The organism is Streptomyces luteolifulvus (assembly GCF_008806595.1).
Taxonomy (GTDB): domain Bacteria; phylum Actinomycetota; class Actinomycetes; order Streptomycetales; family Streptomycetaceae; genus Streptomyces; species Streptomyces luteolifulvus.
The window spans coordinates 115,294-136,452 of record NZ_VZRB01000002.1 but is presented as its reverse complement, the minus strand read 5'-3'; the positions used below and the strand labels follow the sequence as shown (position 1 = coordinate 136,452).

Annotated in this window: 18 protein-coding genes; 12 read left to right on the top strand and 6 right to left on the bottom strand. The window is 72.0% G+C overall.

Annotation, left to right across the window (positions count from 1 at the left end):
• Positions 1-52: 52 nt before the first annotated feature.
• Both F7R91_RS03130 and F7R91_RS03125 read right to left on the bottom strand, forming a co-directional pair.
• Positions 53-862, bottom strand: coding sequence for a TetR family transcriptional regulator (locus F7R91_RS03130; RefSeq protein WP_191971321.1), 810 nt, complete (start codon positions 860-862; stop codon positions 53-55).
• Between the two features lie 136 nt (positions 863-998).
• Complete coding sequence (locus tag F7R91_RS03125) at positions 999-2,804, bottom strand: 3-hydroxyacyl-CoA dehydrogenase family protein (protein WP_150944214.1); 1,806 nt, start codon at positions 2,802-2,804, stop codon at positions 999-1,001.
• A 369-nt stretch (positions 2,805-3,173) separates the two neighbouring features.
• Between F7R91_RS03125 and F7R91_RS03120 the strand changes: the two genes are divergently transcribed.
• Entirely contained in the window at positions 3,174-3,749 is a 576-nt protein-coding gene (locus tag F7R91_RS03120) for an adenylosuccinate lyase (RefSeq protein ID WP_150944212.1), read from the top strand.
• Between the two features lie 64 nt (positions 3,750-3,813).
• On the opposite strand, the gene F7R91_RS03115 is transcribed toward F7R91_RS03120, so the two are convergent.
• The 3 genes from F7R91_RS03115 to F7R91_RS03105 all read right to left on the bottom strand — a co-directional run bounded on the left by F7R91_RS03115 (position 3,814) and on the right by F7R91_RS03105 (position 7,031).
• Complete coding sequence (locus F7R91_RS03115) at positions 3,814-4,212, bottom strand: RidA family protein (protein WP_150944210.1); 399 nt, start codon at positions 4,210-4,212, stop codon at positions 3,814-3,816.
• A gap of 56 nt (positions 4,213-4,268) precedes the next feature.
• Positions 4,269-5,846, bottom strand: coding sequence for an alpha/beta hydrolase (locus F7R91_RS03110; RefSeq protein ID WP_150944208.1), 1,578 nt, complete (start codon positions 5,844-5,846; stop codon positions 4,269-4,271).
• A 147-nt stretch (positions 5,847-5,993) separates the two neighbouring features.
• Positions 5,994-7,031 carry an Rv2578c family radical SAM protein gene (locus tag F7R91_RS03105; RefSeq protein WP_150944206.1) on the bottom strand — a complete coding sequence of 346 codons (1,038 nt, stop codon included), beginning with the start codon at positions 7,029-7,031 and terminating at the stop codon, positions 5,994-5,996.
• Between the two features lie 177 nt (positions 7,032-7,208).
• On the opposite strand from F7R91_RS03105, the gene F7R91_RS03100 reads away from it, so the two are divergent.
• The 10 genes from F7R91_RS03100 to F7R91_RS03055 all read left to right on the top strand — a co-directional run bounded on the left by F7R91_RS03100 (position 7,209) and on the right by F7R91_RS03055 (position 20,072).
• Positions 7,209-7,652: an SRPBCC family protein gene (locus F7R91_RS03100; RefSeq protein ID WP_150944204.1), complete on the top strand. Its 444-nt coding sequence runs from the start codon at positions 7,209-7,211 to the stop codon at positions 7,650-7,652.
• A gap of 151 nt (positions 7,653-7,803) precedes the next feature.
• Positions 7,804-10,194, top strand: coding sequence for an MFS transporter (locus F7R91_RS03095; protein WP_150944203.1), 2,391 nt, complete (start codon positions 7,804-7,806; stop codon positions 10,192-10,194).
• A 146-nt stretch (positions 10,195-10,340) separates the two neighbouring features.
• Complete coding sequence (locus tag F7R91_RS03090) at positions 10,341-12,806, top strand: ATP-binding SpoIIE family protein phosphatase (RefSeq protein WP_150944202.1); 2,466 nt, start codon at positions 10,341-10,343, stop codon at positions 12,804-12,806.
• A gap of 152 nt (positions 12,807-12,958) precedes the next feature.
• Positions 12,959-13,684 (top strand): class I SAM-dependent methyltransferase, encoded by a 726-nt coding sequence (locus tag F7R91_RS03085; protein WP_150944199.1) that lies wholly within the window; start codon positions 12,959-12,961, stop codon positions 13,682-13,684.
• Between the two features lie 461 nt (positions 13,685-14,145).
• Positions 14,146-14,979 carry a M55 family metallopeptidase gene (locus F7R91_RS03080; RefSeq protein WP_150944197.1) on the top strand — a complete coding sequence of 278 codons (834 nt, stop codon included), beginning with the start codon at positions 14,146-14,148 and terminating at the stop codon, positions 14,977-14,979.
• Positions 14,972-16,276 (top strand): M20/M25/M40 family metallo-hydrolase, encoded by a 1,305-nt coding sequence (locus F7R91_RS03075; RefSeq protein WP_150944195.1) that lies wholly within the window; start codon positions 14,972-14,974, stop codon positions 16,274-16,276. The genes F7R91_RS03080 and F7R91_RS03075 overlap by 8 nt, the downstream gene beginning before the upstream one ends.
• A gap of 16 nt (positions 16,277-16,292) precedes the next feature.
• Positions 16,293-18,245: a prolyl oligopeptidase family serine peptidase gene (locus F7R91_RS03070; protein ID WP_150944192.1), complete on the top strand. Its 1,953-nt coding sequence runs from the start codon at positions 16,293-16,295 to the stop codon at positions 18,243-18,245.
• A complete protein-coding gene (locus F7R91_RS03065; RefSeq protein WP_150944190.1) occupies positions 18,242-19,165 on the top strand; it encodes a S66 peptidase family protein in 924 nt (307 codons plus the stop codon). The genes F7R91_RS03070 and F7R91_RS03065 overlap by 4 nt, the downstream gene beginning before the upstream one ends.
• An 81-nt stretch (positions 19,166-19,246) precedes the next feature.
• Complete coding sequence (locus tag F7R91_RS03060; RefSeq protein ID WP_150944188.1) at positions 19,247-19,489, top strand: lipopolysaccharide assembly protein LapA domain-containing protein; 243 nt, start codon at positions 19,247-19,249, stop codon at positions 19,487-19,489.
• A 19-nt stretch (positions 19,490-19,508) separates the two neighbouring features.
• The gene (locus F7R91_RS03055) at positions 19,509-20,072 is read left to right on the top strand and encodes a GNAT family N-acetyltransferase (protein ID WP_150944186.1); all 564 of its coding nucleotides are present in this window, start codon (positions 19,509-19,511) and stop codon (positions 20,070-20,072) included.
• Positions 20,073-20,089: 17 nt separating this feature from the next.
• On the opposite strand, the gene F7R91_RS03050 is transcribed toward F7R91_RS03055, so the two are convergent.
• Positions 20,090-20,437 (bottom strand): VOC family protein, encoded by a 348-nt coding sequence (locus F7R91_RS03050; protein WP_150944184.1) that lies wholly within the window; start codon positions 20,435-20,437, stop codon positions 20,090-20,092.
• A 165-nt stretch (positions 20,438-20,602) separates the two neighbouring features.
• Between F7R91_RS03050 and F7R91_RS03045 the strand changes: the two genes are divergently transcribed.
• Positions 20,603-21,139 (top strand): phage holin family protein, encoded by a 537-nt coding sequence (locus F7R91_RS03045; protein ID WP_150944182.1) that lies wholly within the window; start codon positions 20,603-20,605, stop codon positions 21,137-21,139.
• The last annotated feature ends 20 nt before the right edge of the window (positions 21,140-21,159 follow it).

The window sequence follows — 21,159 nt, the reverse complement described above, 5'->3', positions numbered from 1 at the left end:
CACCCCGTGGGGTGGCCGTCATCACAGTCGGAAAGAGGTCGCGGAAGGGGTGTCAGCGGACCTTGAGCGCCTCCTCGATGGTCCGCATGACCTCATCGAGCGGTGCGTCGGTACGAGCGACCGTCACCAGGACCTCGCCCTGGGTGGAGGCCGTCGCGGCGGCCGGCTGAGGGGCCGTGCCGCGCCCGGCGCCGATCCCCGTCCCGAAGGTCTTGCGGACGATCGCGAAGGCGTGGTCCAGCTGGGCCTCCACGTCTCCCTGGCCGCCCGCCCGCAGCCAGCGCCGCAGCACATGGTTGTGGGCGGTGACCACCGCGGACGCGGCGACCTCGGCCAGCAGAGGGTCGTCGTTGGCGTCGTCGTCATGGGCGTGCTCGTCGAAGTGGCCGAGGAGGTAACGGGTGAAGAGGCGCTCGTAGCGGGCCACCGATGCGATCTCCGCCTCGCGCAGGGTGGGCACCTCGCGCGTGAGCTTGTAGCGGGCGACCGAGATCTCCGGGCGGGCCGCGTACATCCGCATGACTTCCTTGATGCCGCGGCACACCGTGTCGAGCGGATGCTCGTGCGCGGGAGCCGCGTTGAGCACCGCCTCGGCGCGGATCAGTGTGTCGTCGTGGTCCGGGAAGATCGCCTCTTCCTTGGAGCGGAAGTGGCGGAAGAAGGTGCGGCGGGCGACCCCGGCCGCGGCCGCGATCTCGTCGACGGTGGTCGCCTCGTACCCCTTGGTCGCGAACAGCTCCATCGCGGCGGCCGCCAGTTCTCGGCGCATCTTGAGCCGCTGGGCGGCAGCGCGACTGCCTGCGGCACTTTCCGGCGCGTCGGGCGTAGCTGGTGTACGGGAGGACTTGGCGGGCTGGGACATGCCCCGAACGTACTGCATGTGTGCAGCTCGATGCGCAGGTCCGGGGTTTCCCCCGCCCTCGACGGGCGGGGGACCACCGGCCGGGTCGAGCAGTCCGCCCCAGTCCGCCTCCGTTCGGAACCAGTCGCCGACGCTGTCAGCGGCGGGCATATTCGCGGAAGCCGCGGCCCGTCTTGCGGCCGAGGCAGCCCGCGGCCACCAGGTGCTCCAGGAGCGGCGCCGGAGCAAGGCCAGGGTCGCGGAACTCGCGGTGCAGCACCTTCTCGATGGCCAGGGAGACATCCAGACCGACCACGTCGAGGAGCTCGAACGGGCCCATCGGGTAGCCGCCGCCCAGCTTCATCGCCGCGTCGATGTCGTCGAGGGACGCGTAGTGCTCCTGGACCATCTTGATCGCGTTGTTGAGGTACGGGAACAGCAGCGCGTTCACGATGAAGCCCGCCCGGTCACCGCACTCGACCGCATGCTTCTTGATCTTGACGCAGACCTCGCGCACCGTCGAATGGACGTCGTCACCGGTCAGCACGGTACGGACGACCTCGACCAGCTTCATCGCCGGCGCCGGGTTGAAGAAGTGCATGCCGATCACGTCCTGCGGACGCGACGTGGCACGGGCGCAGGCGATGACGGGCAGCGACGAGGTCGTGGTGGCGAGCACCGCCCCCGGCTTGCAGACCTTGTCCAGCGTCGCGAACAGCTGCTGCTTGATCTCCAGGTCCTCGGCGACGGCCTCCACGGCCAGGTCGACCTCGGCGAAGGAGTCGTACGAGCCGGCCGGAGTGATCCGCTCAAGTGTCTGGGCGGCGGCCTCGGCGGTCATCCGGCCCTTGTCGACAGAACGCGAAAGCGACTTGCCGATACGGGCCTTGGCGGCCTGCGCCTTCTCCTCGCTGCGGGCGGCGAGGACGACCTCGTAGCCGGCCTTGGCGAAGACCTCGGCGATGCCGGACGCCATGGTGCCGGAGCCCGCGACACCGACGGAGCGGACGGTGCGGCCGGGGATGTCGAGCCCGCCGGACAGCGGCGTCAGTGCGTCCGGGACGACGGTCGCGCCGCCGGGAGCCTCGTAGGTGTAGAAGCCCCGGCCCGACTTACGGCCGGTCAGACCGGCCTCGCTGAGCTGCTTCAGGATCGGGGCGGGCGCGTGCAGCCGGTCGCGGGACTCGGCGTACATGGCGTCGAGGACCGTGCGCGCGGTGTCGATGCCGATCAGGTCGAGCAGGGCGAGGGGGCCCATGGGCAGTCCGCAGCCGAGCCGCATCGCGGCGTCGATGTCCTCGCGGGAGGCGTACTTCGCCTCGTACATCGCGGCCGCCTGGTTGAGGTAGCCGAACAGGAGCCCGTCCGCGACGAATCCGGGCCGGTCGCCCACCGCGACCGGCTCCTTGCCGAGTTCGACGGCGAGGTCGGTGACCGCGGCGACGGCCGCGGGCGCGGTCAGCACCGAGGAGACCACCTCGACGAGCTTCATCGCCGGGGCCGGGTTGAAGAAGTGCAGGCCGAGCACGCGCTCCGGACGGGCCGAGTCGGCCGCGAGCCGGGTGACGGACAGGGCGTTGGTGCCGGTCGCCAGGATCGTCTCGGGCCGCACGACCTCGTCGAGGGCACGGAAGATCTGGTGCTTGGTCTCGTACGACTCCGGAGCCACCTCGATGACGAGGTCGGCTTCGGCCGCGGCACTCAGGTCGGTGGAGGTGCGGACCCGGGCCAGGACGTCGGTGCGCTCCTGGTCGGTGAGCCGGCCGCGCTCCACGGCGCGGGCGGTCGCGGCCTCCAGCGTGGCGACGGCCTTGGCGGTCGCGGCCTCGCTGATGTCGATGCCGACGACCTCGCGGCCGGCCTTGGCGAGGACTTCGGCGATGCCGGTGCCCATGGTGCCGAGGCCGACGACGGCAATGGTCTTGAACGGGGACAGAGGGGTGTCGGACAGGGGAGTGGCCATCGCGGGACTCCAGAAAAGAGGGTGACGACTGGAAGCGCGCCCGGGTGCGCCGTCGGGCGCACCGGGTGCGGAAAGGAGTGCGGGTGTTTGCCGGGCTGCCATGCGCACACGCCCGGTGCCGTGGCCCGGGCGTGCACACGCCCGGAGAACGGCGGATTCGACCGGCCCTGTCCCGGAGCCGGGTCGTACTGCGGTACGCGATGTACCGAACCGACCAGCACTCGCGGCGGCTGCGTCACCAGGCCGCTGCAAGCAAGTGCGAGGGGGTGCCTCGCTCGTATGAGCTTAACCTGCGGGTAACGAGCGCGCCAGCCCCGGAATTTGTGATGTACATCCCGTCCGGCGGGCGACCCGCCTAATCTCGGCTTCATGGACGAAGAGTTGCGATCACTCACGGAGCGCTTACGGCAGGAGTCGGGCGGAGCAGCCGTGTACGACCGGCTCGTGGCGACCGGGGACCGGGACGAACTGGCCGGGGTGCTCACCGAGCCCGGGCAGCCGCTGTGGGCCCGGGAGCTGGCCGCGTTCCGGCTCGGGCTCGCGGGGGACCGGCGGGCCTTCGAAGCGCTCGTCCTGCTGCTCAACCACCGTGATCCGCAGCGCTGCGCCTCCGCCGCGTACGCCCTGGCCCGGCTGGCGGACCCGCGCACGGCGCGGGCCGCGGCCGCGCTCGCCACCAACGAACTGCGCGTCGCCTATGCCCTGCACCCGGTCCGGCTGCTGGTCCAGATGCGCGCCCCCGAGTCCGTGCCCGCACTGATCACCACCCTGCAGCGGCGGCTGCGCCCCCACGACCCCTACCGGCGGGTGGCCCTCGCCTGCGTGGAGGGACTCGGCACACTGGGCGACCCCCGCGCCAGACCCGTACTGGACGAGGCCCTGGCCCACCCGGCACTCGCGCAGGCTGCGGTACGTGCGCTGGCGCGGATTCCCGGGCAGGGGTGACCGGAAGCCCCCTGCCGGAAACCGGAGAGATCCCGCTCGGTGTCCACCGCCCCGCCCGGCCCCGTTATCCGGGCAGCACCGCGAACGCCTCGACCTCCAGCAGGGACTCCGGGCGGATCAGGGAGGTGACCTGGACCGCCGAGGCGGCCGGGAGGCGGGTGTCGGGTATGTGGTCGGCCCGGGCGGCGCGGATCGCGGGCATGTGGGTCATGTCCGTGACGAAATAGGTGAGTTTGACGACGTCGTCGAAGGTTGCGCCCGCGGCGGCCAGGTAGCGGCGGAGGTTCTCGAAGACCTGGCGTGCGTGGGCCTCCGGGTCGCGCTTGCCGACGATCCTGGCGTCCTCGTCCAGGGCGAGCCGGCCGGCGACCGCGACGAAGCGGCCGGTGCCGATGACGCCATGGCTGTACTGGGTGGCGGGGGCGACCCCGTCGGGGGCGGGAATCCTGGTCGGCTCGCTCATGCGTCCATGGTGGACCATGGGTCCGACACCGCCCCCGACGGAGGGTCAGGCCCTGCTCAGCCGCGGAAGCCGAGCAGCCCGTGCAGCGTGGCACCGTGGGACGGCGTCGCCGTCGCCGTCGGGCTCAGCGGCTTGGGATCGGGCAGCGCCGGGCACACGGCGTCGGCCTTGCGGAGGCCGCGCGGCACCGTGCCGTCGGTCAGGTACGCCGACAGGTAGTTGTCCAGGCACGCGTTCCCGCTGAGCGTGATGCCGTGGTTCCCGCCGCCCTGCTCGACCACCAGGCTGGAACGGCCGAGCAGCCGGTGGACCGTCGCGCCGCCCACATACGGGGTGGCCGCGTCGTCGGTCGCCTGGAAGAGCAGCACGGGCGGCAGCTTGCCGTTGACGACGCTCCTCGGCTTCAGCGACTCGGTCGGCCAGAACGCGCACGGCGCGTTGTACCAGGCGTTGTTCCAGGCCATGAACGGTGCCTTCGCGTACACCCGCCAGTTGTCCTTGCGCCACTGCTTCCAGTCGCGCGGCCAGGCGGCGTCACGGCACTGCACCGAGGTGTAGATGCTGTAGCCGTTGTCCCCGGAGGGGTCGATCGCGGCGAAGTTCTCGTACGCCTCGACCAGCGGGTCGGCGTTCTTGTCGTTCACATAGGCCGCGAACGCCTCGGCGAGGTAGGGCCAGTAGCCGTTGTAGTAGCCGCCCGGGATGAAGGTGTCCTCCAGTTCGGAGGCGCCGACCTTCCCGCCGGCCGGGTTCTTGGCGAGCGCCGCCCGCATCGCGTACCACTTGGCCTCGATCTTGGCCGGGTCGGTGCCGAGCTTGTACGTCGCGTCGTACTTGGCGATCCAGGCCATGAGCGCCTGGTGGCGGTCGTTGAAGGCGTAGTCCTGGGAGAGATTGTCGTCGTACCACACACCGGTGGGGTCGACAATGGAGTCCAGGACCATGCGCCGTACCCGCTCCGGGTAGAGCTTGGCGTAGACCGCGCCGAGGTAGGTGCCGTACGAGTAGCCGAAGTAGTTGATCTTCTTCGCGCCCACCGCCCCGCGGATCGCGTCCATGTCCCGTACGGCGCTGACCGTGTTGATGTACGGCAGCACGCTCGCGTACTTCTTGCCGCAGGCGTCGGCGAAGGACTTCGCGCGCGTGAGGTTGGCGTTCTCGATGGCGCGCGTGCTCGGAACGGAGTCCGGGCGGACGGGGTCGAAGTAGCCCGGCTTGCAGTCCAGGGCGGGCTTGCTCGCGCCCACCCCGCGCGGGTCGAAGCCGATGACGTCGTACTGCGCCGCGACCGCCTTGGGCAGCGAGGAGGCGACGAACCCGGCGAGCGTCAGACCGCTGCCGCCGGGACCGCCGGGGTTGACCAGCAGCGGGCCCTGGTACTTCTCTGCGGTGTGCGGGACACGGGACAGCGCGAGGGTGATCTTCCTCCCCTGCGGATTCGCGTGGTCGAGCGGCACCTTGAGCGAGGCGCACTGGAGCGTCGGATAGTCGGCGGTGCCGCACTTCTTCCAGCTGAGCTGTGCGGCCTGAGCGATGTCCGGGCTCTGCGTGGTGCTCGCGCCGGCGGGAACGGCCGTGAAGGTTCCGGCCACGACAACGGCGGCACCGCACAGCACGGCTACGCGTTTTCTCATGGAGTCCTCCCAGGACGGAGGGAAGTTCGGACCGCAAGTGCCACGGTCCTCGCCGCATCGTCCCGGAAAGAGCACGCGGAAGAGCGCGTTCTGCCAATACTTGACCCAATTGGGCCGAGGGATGTGTTCAGATGATCTGATTCACCGTCAGATCAGTGTGAGCTGGGTCGGTTCGGACATGTCCGTCTCCACCGGATCGGGTTCCCGGAACCGGCGCGGCATGCCCGCGCGCGTGGGACCGATGCCGTACTCCTGGGCCAGTTCGTGCACCTGACGGGTGATCCGGCGCTGGTACCACTTCGGTGCGTAGGACCCGTCGGCGTACAGCCGCTCGTAGCGGCGCACCAGATGCGGGTGGTGGTGGGTCAGCCAGGCCATGAACCACTCGCGGGCTCCCGGGCGGAGATGCAGCACCAGCGGGGTGACGGAGGTGGCCCCGGCCGCCGCGATCGCCCGTACGGTGGCCCGCAGTTGGGAGGGCTGGTCGCTCAGGAACGGGATCACCGGTGCCATCAGGACCCCGCAGCCGATGCCGTGCTCGCCCAGGGTGCGTACGACGTCCAGGCGGCGTTCCGGCGCGGGTGTGCCCGGTTCGACGGTGCGCCACAGTGCGGTGTCGGTGAAGCCGACCGAGACGGAGATGCCGACGTCCGTCACGGCGGCCGCCTGCTTCAGCAGGTCGAGATCGCGCAGGATCAGAGTGCCCTTGGTCAGGATCGAGAACGGGTTCGCGTGGTCGCGCAGGGCGCCGATGATGCCCGGCATCAGCCGGTACCGGCCCTCCGCGCGCTGGTAGCAGTCGACGTTCGTACCCATCGCGATGTGCTCGCCGAGCCAGCGGCGCGAGCCGAGCTGGCGGCGCAGCAGCTCGGGCGCGTTCACCTTGACCACGATCTGGCTGTCGAAGCCGAGCCCCGTGTCGAGGTCCAGATAGCTGTGGGTCTTGCGGGCGAAACAGTAGACACACGCGTGCGTGCAGCCGCGGTAGGGGTTCACCGTCCACTCGAAGGGCATGCGCGAGGCGCCGGGCACTTTGTTGATGATCGACCGGGCACGGATCTCGTGAAACGTGATGCCCGCGAACTCCGGCGTGTCGAACGTGCGGGTGGTCACCGTGTCCGCGCCGAACAGCGCGGCGTCGGCCGGACGGCCGGCCGACTCCACTGTGAGGTTCTCCCAGCGCATGACGCCTCCTCGGTAGCACTGCCCACAGAATAGAACACATGTTCCCTTGATCGTGCGACTTCGTTTTCCGAGGTTCCTGATCGCCGGACGATCGCTTCCGGCACCCCGATTTGGGCGCCCGGGGACCGGGGTGGTTGGCTTGCTCCCGTCCGAGAACTCAGGCCCTGGAGGAAGTCGATGGCGCAGGTCGAGGCCACTACGGAGCGGGTTGTCGCCGCTGACGCGGAGAAGGTGTTCGACGCCCTCGCCGATTACGCCGGCACGCGCTCGAAGCTGCTGTCCGAGCACTTCAGCGAGTACGAGGTGCGCGAGGGCGGCGACGGCGAGGGCACCGTCGTCCACTGGAAGCTCCAGGCCACCAGCAAGCGGGTGCGCGACTGCCTCCTGGAGGTCAGCGAGCCCACCGACGGCGAGCTCGTCGAGAAGGACCGCAACTCCTCGATGGTCACCACGTGGCGGGTCACCCCGGCCGGCGAGGGCAGGTCGCGTGTCGTCGTGACCACCGTCTGGAAGGGTGCGGGCGGCATCGGCGGCTTCTTCGAGAAGACCTTCGCGCCCAAGGGGCTCGGCCGGATCTACGACGCGGTGCTCGCCCGGCTCGCCGCCGAGGTGGAGAAGTAGCACCGACCGCCGGGTTCAGCGGGGGCCGGGCCGTCTCACCGGTTCGAGTGGATCTCCCCTCCGGCCGGTAGCGCGCCGTAACGTGCCGCGCCTGTTCGTGGTTGTCGCCCATGGCGGGAATTGCGTGACGGGCGCGGTGAGGGAGCGGGACGTGGGCGGGACGACTCTGACGCAGGACGAGCCTGTCGCGGCGCCGCCCGGGGCTCCCGTCCCGGCGCCGGCCAAGGGCGTCCCGCTCGGGCCGCGGCGGGTGCGCCTGGTCTTCTTCGCGCTGATGCTCGCGCTGCTCCTCGCCGCCCTGGAGCAGATGATCGTCGCCACCGCGCTCCCGAAGATCGTCGGCGAGCTGCACGGCCTGGACAGGATGTCCTGGGCGATCACCGCCTATCTGCTCACGGCGACCGTCGGACTGCCCGTCTACGGCAAGCTCGGCGACCTCGTCGGTCGCAAGGGCGTCTTCCAGTTCGCGATCGTCGTCTTCGTGGTCGGCTCCGCGCTCGCCGGCCGGGCGCGGAGCATGGACCAGCTGATCGCCTTCCGCGCGGTCCAGGGTGTCGGCGCGGGCGGACTCATGACCGGCGTGCAGGCGATCGTCGCCGACATCGTGCCGCCCCGGCAGCGCGGGCGTTTCATGGGCCTGATCGGCGCCGCCTTCGGCCTCGCGTCCGTCGCGGGCCCCCTGCTGGGCGGGTACTTCACGGACCACCTCGGCTGGCGCTGGTGCTTCTACTTCAACGTGCCCTTCGGTCTTGTCACGCTGGCCGTCGTCACCGTCGTACTGAAGCTCCCCAAGCCCGCGGCGAGGCCACGCTTCGACGTCCTCGGCGCGCTGCTGCTGGCCGCGGCCTCCACCAGTCTGGTGCTGCTGACCAGTTGGGGCGGCACCGAGTACGCCTGGAACTCGCCCGTCGTCCTCGGTCTCGGCGCGGGGGCGGCCGCCGCCGTCGTCCTGTTCCTCCTCGCCGAGCGCTTCGCGGCCGAACCCCTCATCCCGCTCAGGCTGTTCAGGGACTCCGTCTTCAACGTCACCGGCCTGGTGGGCCTGGTGACGGGTGTGGCCCTGTACGGCGCCGCCAGCTATCTGCCGACCTACCTGCAGATGGTCGACGGGGCCTCGGCCACCGAGTCCGGCCTGCTGATGCTGCCCATGATGGCCGGCATCGTCGGCGCCTCGATCGTCTCGGGACAGCTCATCAGCCACACCGGCCGCTACAAGATCTACCCGGTTCTCGGCGGCGCGCTCTCCGCCGTCGGCATGTGGCTGCTGTCCCGCCTCGCATCAGACACGCCCCGGCTGCAGGTCGGCATCTGGATGGCCGTCCTCGGCGCGGGCATCGGCCTGGTGATGCCCGTCCTGATCCTCGCCGTGCAGAACTCCGTGCGCCCCGCCGACCTGGGGACCGCCACCAGCGCCAACAACTACTTCCGGCAGATCGGCGGCAGCGTCGGCGCGGCGGTCTTCGGCACGCTCTTCGCCGACCGGCTCACCGACGCACTGGAAGAACACCTCCCCGCGCACGCGGGCGCCCGGCTTCCCGACCCCGACGCCCTCACTCCGCAATTGGTCCACGCGCTGCCCCCCGAGCTGCGCGACGCCTGCATCCGGGCCTATGCAGACGCGATGCCGGGGATCTTCCTCTATCTCGTACCGGTGCTCGTCCTCGGCCTGCTTCTGGCCTGCTTCCTCAAGGAGAAACCCCTCGCGGCGCACGACGCCCCCGCCCGAAAGCCCAGGAAGGCGCGGGCGAATGCCCGGATCCCGCAGGCCCGTTCGCCGTACGACGCCGGAGCCCCCGTCCGTGGCACCGTGCTGCACCCCGACGGAACCGCCGTGCCCCGTGCGGCGCTCACCCTGGTCGACGGCGCCGGACAGCAGATCGGACGGGGCGCGAGCGCCGAGGACGGGCGCTACACGCTGTCGACGCCGGGATCGGGGGCGTACCTGCTGATCGCCGCCGCGGGAGGGCACCATCCGCAGGCCGTATCGGTGACCGTCGGCGAGCGGCCCGTCGAACTGGACGTCGTCCTCGGCGGTGCCGGGCGCCTTGCCGGGAGCGTGCTGACCGCCGACGGCACACCGGTGCGGGACGCCACGGTCACCCTCACCGACGCCCACGGCGAGGTCGTGGCCGGCACCCGCAGCGGACGCGAGGGCGGCTACGTCATCACCGAACTGGTGGCCGGCGAGTACGTCCTCGCCGCCTGCGCGCCCGCCCTCCGCCCGGCCGCGCTTCCCGTCACCGTCCAGGCCGCGCGGGAGACCCGCCAGGACGTCGAACTCGCCCGTGGAGCCGTGCTGCGCGGCACCGTGCGCGCCGGCGGCGGGCGCCCCGTCGAGGACGCACGGGTCACGCTGCTGGACCTGGCGGGCAACGTCGTCGACACGCACACCACCGACGCGGACGGAATCTTCCGGTTCGCCGACCTGCCCTGTGGCGAATACACGGTCATCGCCTCGGGTTACCCGCCGGTCGCCACGGTGCTCCACGTCGCGGGAGCCGGACGGACGGCACGCGATCTCCAGCTCGGGCACGAGGAGTGAACGGGGCCACGCGCGCGGGCTCGCGCGCCGGTGCGCGCCCCCTGTGACCAATTCACGCATTGCCGCACAAGAGTCGCGGCGGGAGCCGTACGGTGGTGACGGCGGCACAGATCTTTGCGGAGCCGTGGGGATAGGGGGCCTGGGCCATGGACCGTGGCACCGAGAGGGACGTACCTCCCAGCCGCGGAGCTGGGAACGACGCGGCGACGGAACGCACCGCGGCGGGCCGTGTCCCCCTGGCCGTGGTCGTGGTGGACCGCGACGGCCTGGTGTCCCACTGGAGCCGGGGCGCACGCCGTCTGTTCGGCGTCGCCAAGGAATTGGCGCTCGGGCGCCCGGCCGTCGACCTGCTGCCCGTCTCGGGGGCGCTGCCCGAGGACCCCGACCACGCGGACCCGTACAGGTCGTACGCGGCGTACGACGGACTCGGACCGGACCTGGAGTCGTCCCTCGACGGCAGGCTGTCCTACCCGGCCGCGGGCCGCGCCCGCCTCACCGTGCCCGAACGCGGCCGGGTGGACGTCCTGTGGTGGGCGTACCCGCTGGTGGGCCCCGGGCCGGAGCGGCTGCTGGTGCTGGCCGCGGACGCGGAGCGAATCCGCCCCCTGGACCCCGGCGACGAGGTCGCCTTCGAGCGGATCGCGCCCGCCTTCGCGCTGCACACCGACTTCCCCGGCGCCGAGGAACTGGCCCGCCGCCTCCCCGAGATCCTGCCCAGCATGAGCGTCGGGGACAGTGCGCGCATCGTCGCCCAGATCCTCGAACTCGGCTATCCGGTCCTGGAGTTCAGCCAGAACGACCGGGTGCCCGTCACCCCCGACTGGGGCGTGCCCCGGCGGGCCGAGCGCAGGGCACGCCGGGAGCGGGCCGCCCGGGCGCTGGCCGAGGGCCGGCCGATGCCGCGGGACCTCGCCGACGAGGGCGAGGACCTCGAGTACACCGCCGTGCGCGAGCGCCTGGAGTTCCTCAACGAGGTCAGCGGCCGCATCGGCACCTCGCTCGATCTGGCGAAGACCATCGTCGAGGTCAGCAAGGCCGTCGTCCCGCGCTTCACCGACGTCGCCGGCACCTATCTGCGCGAACAGGTCGTCGCCGGCGAGGGGTTCGGGGACGGAGTACCGGACACGACCACGATGTGGCACCGGGTCGCCGTGGAGCACACGGACGAACCCGGGCGCTGGGACGACGTCATCCCGGTCGGCGAGGCCATGCCGTTCCCGGCGCACACCCCGTTCTTCCAGTGCATGACCACCGGCGAGCCGGTCCTCGTGCCGCGCATCGACGAACAGCTGGGGCACGCCATCGCCTCGCAGTTCGACAAGCGCGACATCAGGCCCCTCATCACCGGCCGTTCCATGCTGGTCGTGCCCCTGAAAGCACGCCATGTGGTGCTCGGCTTCATGATCCTGCTGCGGCATCCCGAGCGCGTCGAGTTCAACGACATGGACCGGGTCACCGGTGCCGAACTCGCCGCCCGCGTGGGCCTCGTGCTCGACAACGCGCGCATGTACACCTACCAGGAGAGCGTCGCCGAGACCCTCCAGGACAGCATGCTGCCGCACATCCCGCCGCGGATGGCGGGCTGCGACATCGCCACCCGCTATCTGCCCGGCACGCTCCTCGGCCGCGTCGGCGGCGACTGGTTCGACTCCGTCAAGCTGCCCGGCGCCCGCACGGCGCTCGTCGTCGGCGACGTCATGGGCCACGGCCTCAACTCGGCCGCGATGATGGGCCAGTTGCGTACGGCCGTACAGACCATGGCCGCCCTCGACCTGCCGCCCGCCCAGCTGCTGCGCAACCTGGACGACCTCGCCCAGCGGCTCGGCGACACCTATCTGGCGACCTGCCTGTACGCCGTGTACGACCCGATCGCGGGTGAACTGCACCTCGCCAACGCGGGCCACATCCCGCCCGTCCTGGTCCGCGCCGAGGACGGTCGCAGCGAACTGCTCGACCTGCCCACGGGCGCGCCCATCGGCGTCGGCGGGGTGCCCTTCGAGTCGGTACGCGTGCGTGTGGCACCCGGCGACAGGCTGGTCATGTGCACCGACGGCCTGGTGGAGGTGCGCGGCGAGGACATCGGCGTGGGCCTGGCGACGCTGTGCGAGTCCGCCGCCCATCCGGCCGCGTCCATGGACGACGCCTGCGACACCATCATCCGCGCCCTCAACACGCGCGGCGGCCGCAAGGACGACGTGGCGCTGCTGATGGCCCGGCTGAGCGGCATCGAGCCCGACGACGTGGCCGAGTGGCGGCTGGCCCCCGATCCGACCGAGGTCGGCCGGGCCCGCGCGGCGGTCCGCGAGCAACTGCACGACTGGGGCCTGGCGAGGCTGGCCGACAACGCCGCCCTGATGGTCGGCGAACTCGTCACCAACGCCGTACGGCACTCCCACAGCCGCCCCGTCGACCTGCGGCTGGTGCGCGGCGACACGCTGTTGTGCGAGGTGGATGACGACGACCATGATCTGCCGACCCTGCTCAGTGCCGGTCCCGGTGACGAGTTCGGGCGTGGGCTGCGGGTGGTGAGCACGCTGGCACGCGAGTGGGGGGCCAGTCGTACGAAGGCGGGCAAGACGGTCTGGTTCGAACTGACACTGCCGCGGCGCTGAGCCCATGGGGCGGGGGAGGCGTACGACGGCGTCCTCGCGGCGAACGAGCGGTGAAGGTGCGCGCCGCGCGCTTGTGGCCGTCACCGGGGCGCGATACACCGTACTGGCCCGTCACTTGCGACGGGCGGCGGCCGCGACCCGGGGAGTGGGGCATGAGTGTGACGAGTCGGTACCGCGAGGCCTGGGAGGGCTTCTGGCGCGAGGCTCCCGGCGGACAGGGGGCGGTCTTCTGGGACGCGGAACCGGCGCTGACCGTAGGCCTCCATCTCGCCCTGCTCGAACCGCATCTCACCGATCGCGGGCTGCCGTTGGTGGACCTCGGCTGCGGCAACGGCACCCAGACCCGCTTCCTCGCCGACCGGTTCCCGCACGTCATCGGAGCCGACCTGGCGGCTGCCGCCCTGGACCGTGCCCGGCAGGCCGATCCCGCCGGGCAGGCCTCCTACCGGCTGCTGGACGCCGCCGAGAAGAGCGAGGCACAGACGCTGCACGCCGAACTCGGTGACGCCAACGTCTATATGCGGGGCGTGCTGCACCAGGCCGATCCCGACGACCGGCAGCCCCTCGTGGACGGGCTCGCCGCGCTGGTCGGCGAGCGCGGCCGGGCCTTCCTCGTCGAACTCTCCGAGGCCGCCAAGCCCGTCCTGATGGGCCTCGCGCAGGGCCCGGCCGGCCCTCCGCCCAAGCTCGCACCGATCTTCCGGCACGGCATCGCCCCCGGCGAGGTGGCCGACGAGGCGGTCCCCCGGCATCTGCGCGCCGCGGGACTCACTGTCCTGGCGAGTGGCGAACTGCCCCTGACCACCACGGAATACGGTCCCGACGGCGCCCGCATCGAACTGCCGTCGAAGTGGCTTGTTGCGGGCCGTCCGGTGTGACGGCGGTGAAACCAAGTCAGCCGGTACCTGGACGGTACCGGCTGATCGGATCCAATGTCCTCCACGCAGGTGCCCATCGCGACAAGCCGGCCCCCGTGCATGGCCCCGGAGGGGAAACGCAAATCGGCTGACTGCCCCCGGGTCCCCCCGGGCCTCCCGGCCCTCAGGGTCCCCCCAGGTCCCCCCGGCCCTCAGGGCCCGCAGGGCGACACCGGGCCCGCCGGGCCCGCTGGACCCACTGGTGAGGCTGGGGCCACTGGACCTGCTGGACCTGCTGGACCTGCCGGTCCGCAGGGTGACACCGGGGCGACGGGCCTGCGGGATCTCAGGGTGCGACGGGTCCTGCTGGTCCACAGGGTGACACGGGAGCGACCGGGCCCGCTGGACCTGTCGGTCCGCATCCGACCGTGGAGCCCCGCTCTCGTAGCCGCCCTCCCTCTCGTCGCGTAACGTGACGGAGCATGAAGATCCTCATCAGCGCCGACATGGAGGGCGCCACAGGTGTGACCTGGCCGGCCGACGTGCTGCCCGGCACGCCCCAGTGGGAGCGGTGCCGGGCGATGTTCACCTCCGACGTCAACGCCGCGGTGCTGGGATTCTTCGACGGCGGAGCCGACGAGGTGCTCGTCAACGAGGCACACTGGACCATGCGCAATCTGCTCCTCGAACGGCTCGACGAGCGCGCACAGATGCTCACGGGCCGGCACAAGTCCCTCTCCATGGTGGAGGGCGTTCAGCACGGCGACGTGGACGGCATCGCGTTCGTCGGCTACCACGCGGGCGCCGGCGCCGAGGGCGTCCTCGCCCACACCTACCTCGCCAACTCCATCACCGGTGTCTGGCTGAACGACGTACGGGCGAGCGAGGGCCTGTTGAACGCGCACGTCGTCGCCGAGTACGGGGTGCCGGTCGTCCTGGTCACCGGTGACGACGTGGCCTGCGAGGACGCGCTCGGCTACGCCCCCGGGGCCCTGAAGGTGGCCGTCAAGGACCATGTGACGCGGTACGCGGCCGTGTGCCGTACGCCGGCCAGGACCGCCGCCGACATTCGGGCCGCGGCCAAGGAGGCGGCCGCCCTGGCCGTGCGCCACGAGCCGGTCGACGGCGGCCCGTTCACCGTCGCCGTGGAGTTCGACGCCGAGCACCTGGCGATGGCCGCGACCGTCGTCCCGGGCGTGGACCGGACCGGGGAGCGGAAAGTGGCGTACACCAGCGGCACCATGTACGAGGGGATCCGTACCTTCAAGGCGGTCACCACGATCGTCTCGGCCGCCGTGGAGGAGCAGTATGGCTGACCAGCGCGCCCTGGACGAGGTCGTCCGGTTCACCTCCGACCTCATCCGCATCGACACCACGAACCGGGGCGGCGGCGACTGCCGTGAGCGGCCCGCGGCCGAGTACGCCGCCGCACGGCTGGCCGAGGCGGGGCTGGAGCCGACGCTGCTGGAGCGCACCAAGGGCCGTACGAACGTGGTCGCCCGCATCGAGGGCACCGACCCGTCGGCCGACGCGCTGCTCGTGCACGGTCATCTGGACGTGGTGCCCGCCGAGGCTGCGGACTGGAGCGTGCACCCGTTCTCCGGGGAGGTCCGCGACGGAGTCGTCTGGGGCCGGGGCGCGGTCGACATGAAGAACATGGACGCGATGATCCTCGCCGTCGTCCGGGACTGGGCACGCAACGGCGTACGGCCCCGGCGCGACATGGTGATCGCGTTCACCGCGGACGAGGAGGCCAGCGCCGAGGACGGCTCCGGGTTCCTCGCCGACAAGCACGCCGCGCTGTTCGAGGGCTGCACCGAGGGCATCGGCGAGTCCGGGGCGTTCACGTTCCACGACGGGGGCGGCCGGGAGATCTACCCCATCGCGGCCGGCGAGCGCGGCACCGCCTGGCTCAGGCTCACCGCCCGCGGACGCGCCGGACACGGCTCCAAGGTGAACGGCGAGAACGCGGTGACCCGGCTGGCCGCCGCGATCACCCGGATCGGCGCGTACGAGTGGCCGCTCCGGCTGACCCCGACCGTGCGCGCCGCCCTCTCCGAACTCGCCGCGCTGTACGGCATCCGGACCGGCCTGGACGACGTGGACGCGCTCCTGGACAAGCTGGGGCCTGCCGCCGAGCTGGTGGAGGCGACCGTCCGCAACAGCGCCAACCCGACCATGCTGGACGCCGGTTACAAGATCAATGTGATTCCCGGGGAGGCCGTCGCCTTTGTCGACGGGCGGTATCTCCCGGGCGGGGAGGACGAGTTCCGCGCCACCCTCGACCGGCTCACCGGGCCGGACGTGGAGTGGGAGTACCACCATCGCGAGGTGGCACTCCAGGCGCCGGTGGACTCACGGACGTATGCGAGGATGCGGGCCGCGGTCGAGGAGTTCGCGTCCGAGGGACACGTGGTGCCGTACTGCATGTCCGGCGGGACGGACGCCAAGCAGTTCTCGCGGCTCGGCATCACGGGCTATGGATTCGCGCCGCTGAAGCTGCCGGAGGGCTTCGACTACCAGGCCCTCTTCCACGGAGTCGACGAGCGCGTCCCCGTCGAGGCGCTGCACTTCGGCGTCCGCGTGCTCGACCGCTTCCTGCGGACGGCCTAGGCCAGTGGGGGAGAACATGCAGACGCTGCCGTACGGTTCCTGGCCCTCGCCGCTCGACGCGGCGCTCGCCGCCGCGCATGACGGCCACCCCGAGTACGTCGGCTTCGTCGGCGACGAGGCCTGGTGGACCGAGCCGCGGCCCGCGGAGGGCGGCCGGCGCACTCTCGTACGACGACGCGGCGACGGCAGGGAGGAGTCGGTGCTGCCGGCTCCGTGGAACGTGCGCAGCCGGGTCATCGAGTACGGCGGACAGCCCTGGGCCGGAGCCATGGCCGACGGTGAACCGCTCGTGGTGTTCGTGAACTTCGCCGACCAGCGGCTGTACCGGTACCGGCCGGGGAGCGTACCGAGCCCGCTCACCCCCGTCTCCGCGGTGGGCGGCGGACTGCGCTGGGCCGAACCTCGCGTACGCCTCGCCGAGGGTGAAGTGTGGTGCGTCCTCGAGGAGTTCACCGGCGACGCACCCACCGATGTGCGCCGCGTCCTGGCCGCGGTGCCGCTGGACGGCTCGGCCGCCACGGACCGCGACGCCGTGCGTGAACTCACCGACGGACGGCACCGGTTCGTGACCGGACCCCGCATCTCGCCCGACGGGCGGCGCGTGGCCTGGCTGGCCTGGGACCATCCGCGCATGCCGTGGGACGGCACGGAGCTCGTGCTCGCCGAGGTCGCCGCCGACGGCACCCTGCGCGGGGCGCGGACCGTGGCCGGCGGCCCCGAGGAGTCGATCGCCCAGGCCGACTGGGCGTCCGACGGCTCCCTGCTGTACGCGAGCGACCGCACCGGCTGGTGGAACCTCTACCGCGACGGCGAGCCGCTGTGCCCCCGTGAGGAGGAGTTCGGCGGGCCCCTGTGGAAGCTCGGCCACCGCTGGTTCGCGCCGCTGGACAGCGGTCTGATCGCCGTCGTGCACGGCCGTGGTGCCACCGCCCTCGGGATCCTGGACCCGGAGACCGGCGAGGTCGTCGACGCGGCGGGCCCATGGACCGAGTGCGCGCCCACCCTCGCGGTGCACGGCGACCGGGTGGTGGCCGTCGGCGCCAGTCCGCGCACCGCGTACGAGGTGGTCGAGCTCGACGCCCGTACCGGCCGGGCGCGGGTGATCGGAGCCCCGCACGACGACGCGGTCGACCCCGCCCACTACCCCGAACCGCAGATACGTACCTTCACCGGTCCCGCCGGACGCGAGATCCACGCGCACATCTACCCGCCGCACAACCCCGGCTGTGTGGCGCCCGGCGACGAACTGCCCCCGTACGTCATCTGGGCGCACGGCGGTCCCACCGGGCGCGCGCCGCTCGTCCTCGACCTGGAGATCGCCTACTTCACCTCACGGGGCATCGGGGTCGCCGAGGTCAACTACGGCGGCTCGGCCGGATACGGCCGGGAGTACCGCAACCGGCTGCGCGAGCAGTGGGGGGTGGTCGACGTCGAGGACTGCGCGGCCGTCGCGCTGGCCCTCGCGAACGAGGGCACCGCCGACCGCCGCCGGCTCGCCGTGCGCGGCGGCAGCGCGGGCGGCTGGACCACCGCGGCCTCGCTCGCCACGACCGACGTCTACGCCTGCGGCACCATCATCTACCCCGTCCTCGACCTCGCCGGCTGGAGCATCGGGGGGACCCACGACTTCGAGTCCCAGTACCTGGAGACCCTGGTCGGTCCGTACACGGAGGTGCCCGGACGGTACGCGGAGCGCTCGCCCGTCGAGCACGCCGACCGGGTCACCGCACCCTTCCTGCTGCTCCAGGGCCTGGACGACGTGATCTGCCCGCCCGCACAGTGCGAGCGGTTCCTGGCCCGGATGGCGGGCCGACGGGTGCCGCACGCCTACCTCGCCTTCGAAGGGGAGGGGCACGGGTTCCGGATGGCCGAGACGATGATCCGCGCCCTGGAGTCCGAACTCTCCCTGTACGCGCAGGTCTTCGGCCTGAACCCGCGCGGCATCCCGACCTTGGAGCTCACCCGGTGAAGGACCTGCTGCGGCCGTCCCGGCTCGCCCCCGGCGCCCGGGTGGCCGTCGTCGCGCCCAGCGGGCCCGTCCCCGAGCAGCGGCTGCAGGCCGGGCTCGACGTGCTGCGCGGCTGGGACCTCGATCCGGTGCCGGGACCGCATGTCCTGGCCCGGCACCGCGACCTTCCCCATCTGGCGGGCACGGACGCGGAGCGGGCCGCCGACCTGCAGAACGCCTGGTGCGATCCGTCCGTGGACGCGGTGCTGTGCGCCCGCGGCGGCTACGGGGCGCAGCGGATCGCCGATCTGCTCGACTGGGACGCGATGCGGGCGGCCGGGCCGAAGGTGCTGGTCGGGTTCAGCGACGTCACCGCGCTGCACGAGGCGTTCGCCACCCGGCTCGGCCTGGTCACGCTGCACGGACCGATGGCGGCGGGCGTCGACTTCGTCAAGAACGCGCGGGCGCAGGCGCACCTGAGGGCCACACTGTTCGCCCCGGAGACGGTGCGCACGATCGGCTCCGGCGGCACGGCTCTGGTCCCCGGCCGGGCGCGGGGCGTCACCCTCGGCGGCTGTCTGTGCCTGCTCGCCGCGGAACTGGGCGGCCCGCACACGCGGCCCTCGGCGGGCGGAGGGCTGCTGTGCCTGGAGGACGTGGGGGAGGAGACGTACCGGCTCGACCGCTATCTCACCCAACTCCTGCGCGCCGACTGGCTGGAGGGCGTGCGCGGGGTGCTGCTCGGGTCGTGGGAGCTGTGCGAGGCGTACGACCGGGTGCGGGCGCTGCTCGTCGACCGGCTCGGCGGCCTGGGCGTACCCGTCGTCGAGGACTTCGGGTTCGGGCACTGCGAAGGGGCGTTGACGATCCCGTTCGGGGTGCGGGCGGAACTCGACGCGGACGCGGGAACCCTGACGCTGGACGAACCGGCCCTGCGCTGACGACGAGGCACCGTCACCCGTCCGGCGCAGCGGCCGCCCTGTGTGGGAGCGGGGCGGACGTGGGGCGGTCATGCTGGCTCCATGAGCCCGAAGACCTCCAGGAGCGATGGCAAGGCCGGTGCGAAGGAGTGGGCGCTGACGCCCGCCAGGGTCGGCGTGCTGCTGCTCGCCGTCCTCACCCTGATCTTCATCTTCGAGAACACCGATTCCACCGAGATCCGGCTGCTGATCCCCCTGGTGACGATGCCCCTGTGGGTGGCGCTGCTCGCCACCGCCGCCATCGGCGCGCTGTGCGGGGCCTTCTTCATGAGACGGCGCGGTTAGCGGCCTTTAGGGTGGCGGGGTGCCCCACCATGCTTCCCGGTATCTCGCCGAAGGCCCCCGCGTCGGCATACGTCACTTCACCTACGAGGACGGTGCCGAGTTCACCGCCCGGGCCCGGGAGAGCCGGGAACTGCATCAACCATGGTTGTTTCCGCCGGTCAGCGGCAGCGCCTACACCGCCTACGCCGGCCGGCTGATCGAGGATCCGACCAAGGCGGGGTTCCTGGTCTGCGAGCTGGACGGCGGCGGCATCGCCGGGTTCGTCAACATCAACAACATCGTCGAGGGCGGCCTCCAGAGCGGGGCGCTCGGGTACGGCGTCTTCGCGCATGCCGCGGGGCGCGGGCTGATGCGAGAAGCGCTGGGCCTCGTGGTCCGGTACGCGTTCGGGCCCATGGGACTGCACCGGCTGGAGATCAACGTGCAGCCCGGCAACGCCGCGTCGATCGCCCTCGCCCGCAGCTGCGGCTTCCGTCTTGAGGGTTTCTCCCCGGACATGATCTTCATCGACGGCGCCTGGCGGGACCACGAGCGCTGGGCGATCACCGTCGAGATGACCGGGCCGGCCTCGACTCGCGGGTGAGGCAGGGCGGGCGGCTCCTAGGGATTGCGGTCCACGTACTCGTACACCGCACCGTCCGGATGCAGCGCGATCAGATTGCGGCCCCCCGGGGTCGCGACCGGGCCCGCAACGACAAGGGCACCCAGCTCGCTGAGCACCTGGTGGGCCTCGTCCACGTCCTTGACGGCGATCGTCGCGGCGACCTTGCGCAGCTGCTCCAACTCGGCCTCGGGGCCGCTCATCAGCAGGAAACAGCCGACCGCGGCCACGTGGACGCCGCCGCGCTCGAAACGCAGGGCGCTGCCGCCCGCCAGCCGTTCGTAGAACGGGACCGCGGTCTCCAGGTCGTCGACGCAGACACGCAGCGTGGCTCCCAGAATCTCCATGCGCAGGAGCCTAGTTGGGGCGGCCGGGGGAGGAGATCGTTTCGGCTGCTTTCGTACGATCCCGGCGCGCCGGCCCTGTCAGGCGCGGGGCCACCGAGCCGGCGGGGCCATCGAGCCGACGGGGCCCCCGAGTTACAGGTACCCGGATGCGGGTACCCGGCGCGCATGGACCGCTTGGAACATCTGGAACACCTGGACAAGCACCTGGTCGACGAACTGGCGCAGGTGGCACGGGAGACCGTGCGCGAGGAACTGCGCGAGCAGACCCGCAGGCAGCGCCGCACCGCCCTGCTGTACGCCGGCTCCGGCGCCGTCGCCCTGTACGCGGGCGCGGCCCTCGCCCTCACCCTGGGCCTGGCGCTCGCCCTCGGCCTGCCCGACTGGGCGGCCGCGCTGATCACCGCGGTGATCCTGGGCGTCGTCGCCTACGCGCTGCGCGAGGCGGCCCGCCCGAAGGCCGCGGGCGGCGCGGGCACGCGGCAGCCCGACACGGGCCGGGAGGGGCTGGGCGGTGGTCAGGCGGCCGGCGCGCCGACGAGCGGCTCCGGGAAGCCGTATCCGCCCGTGCCGCCGGTCGCCCCCGATGGTGCAGACGGCGCGACCGCCGCGCCGGGGGCGGGCACTCCGGCGCCCGGCGCGAGCCCGGCCGCCGCGCCTCGCCCGGCCGCCCTGGACCCCGACGAGCCGCACCACAGGGCCTGACCACCACCGCGCCGGACAAG

Bases quoted from the DNA above. Each gene is read 5' to 3' on its own strand.
- F7R91_RS03080 (WP_150944197.1), top strand. From the start codon at position 14,146: ATGAAGATCCTCATCAGCGCCGACATGGAGGGCGCCACAGGTGTGACC.
- F7R91_RS03050 (WP_150944184.1), bottom strand. From the start codon at position 20,437: ATGGAGATTCTGGGAGCCACGCTGCGTGTCTGCGTCGACGACCTGGAG.
- F7R91_RS03120 (WP_150944212.1), top strand. From the start codon at position 3,174: ATGGACGAAGAGTTGCGATCACTCACGGAGCGCTTACGGCAGGAGTCG.
- F7R91_RS03085 (WP_150944199.1), top strand. From the start codon at position 12,959: ATGAGTGTGACGAGTCGGTACCGCGAGGCCTGGGAGGGCTTCTGGCGC.
- F7R91_RS03100 (WP_150944204.1), top strand. From the start codon at position 7,209: ATGGCGCAGGTCGAGGCCACTACGGAGCGGGTTGTCGCCGCTGACGCG.
- F7R91_RS03075 (WP_150944195.1), top strand. From the start codon at position 14,972: ATGGCTGACCAGCGCGCCCTGGACGAGGTCGTCCGGTTCACCTCCGAC.
- F7R91_RS03125 (WP_150944214.1), bottom strand. From the start codon at position 2,804: ATGGCCACTCCCCTGTCCGACACCCCTCTGTCCCCGTTCAAGACCATT.
- F7R91_RS03105 (WP_150944206.1), bottom strand. From the start codon at position 7,031: ATGCGCTGGGAGAACCTCACAGTGGAGTCGGCCGGCCGTCCGGCCGAC.
- F7R91_RS03110 (WP_150944208.1), bottom strand. From the start codon at position 5,846: ATGAGAAAACGCGTAGCCGTGCTGTGCGGTGCCGCCGTTGTCGTGGCC.
- F7R91_RS03130 (WP_191971321.1), bottom strand. From the start codon at position 862: ATGTCCCAGCCCGCCAAGTCCTCCCGTACACCAGCTACGCCCGACGCG.
- F7R91_RS03115 (WP_150944210.1), bottom strand. From the start codon at position 4,212: ATGAGCGAGCCGACCAGGATTCCCGCCCCCGACGGGGTCGCCCCCGCC.
- F7R91_RS03070 (WP_150944192.1), top strand. From the start codon at position 16,293: ATGCAGACGCTGCCGTACGGTTCCTGGCCCTCGCCGCTCGACGCGGCG.
- F7R91_RS03060 (WP_150944188.1), top strand. From the start codon at position 19,247: ATGAGCCCGAAGACCTCCAGGAGCGATGGCAAGGCCGGTGCGAAGGAG.
- F7R91_RS03045 (WP_150944182.1), top strand. From the start codon at position 20,603: ATGGACCGCTTGGAACATCTGGAACACCTGGACAAGCACCTGGTCGAC.
- F7R91_RS03090 (WP_150944202.1), top strand. From the start codon at position 10,341: ATGGACCGTGGCACCGAGAGGGACGTACCTCCCAGCCGCGGAGCTGGG.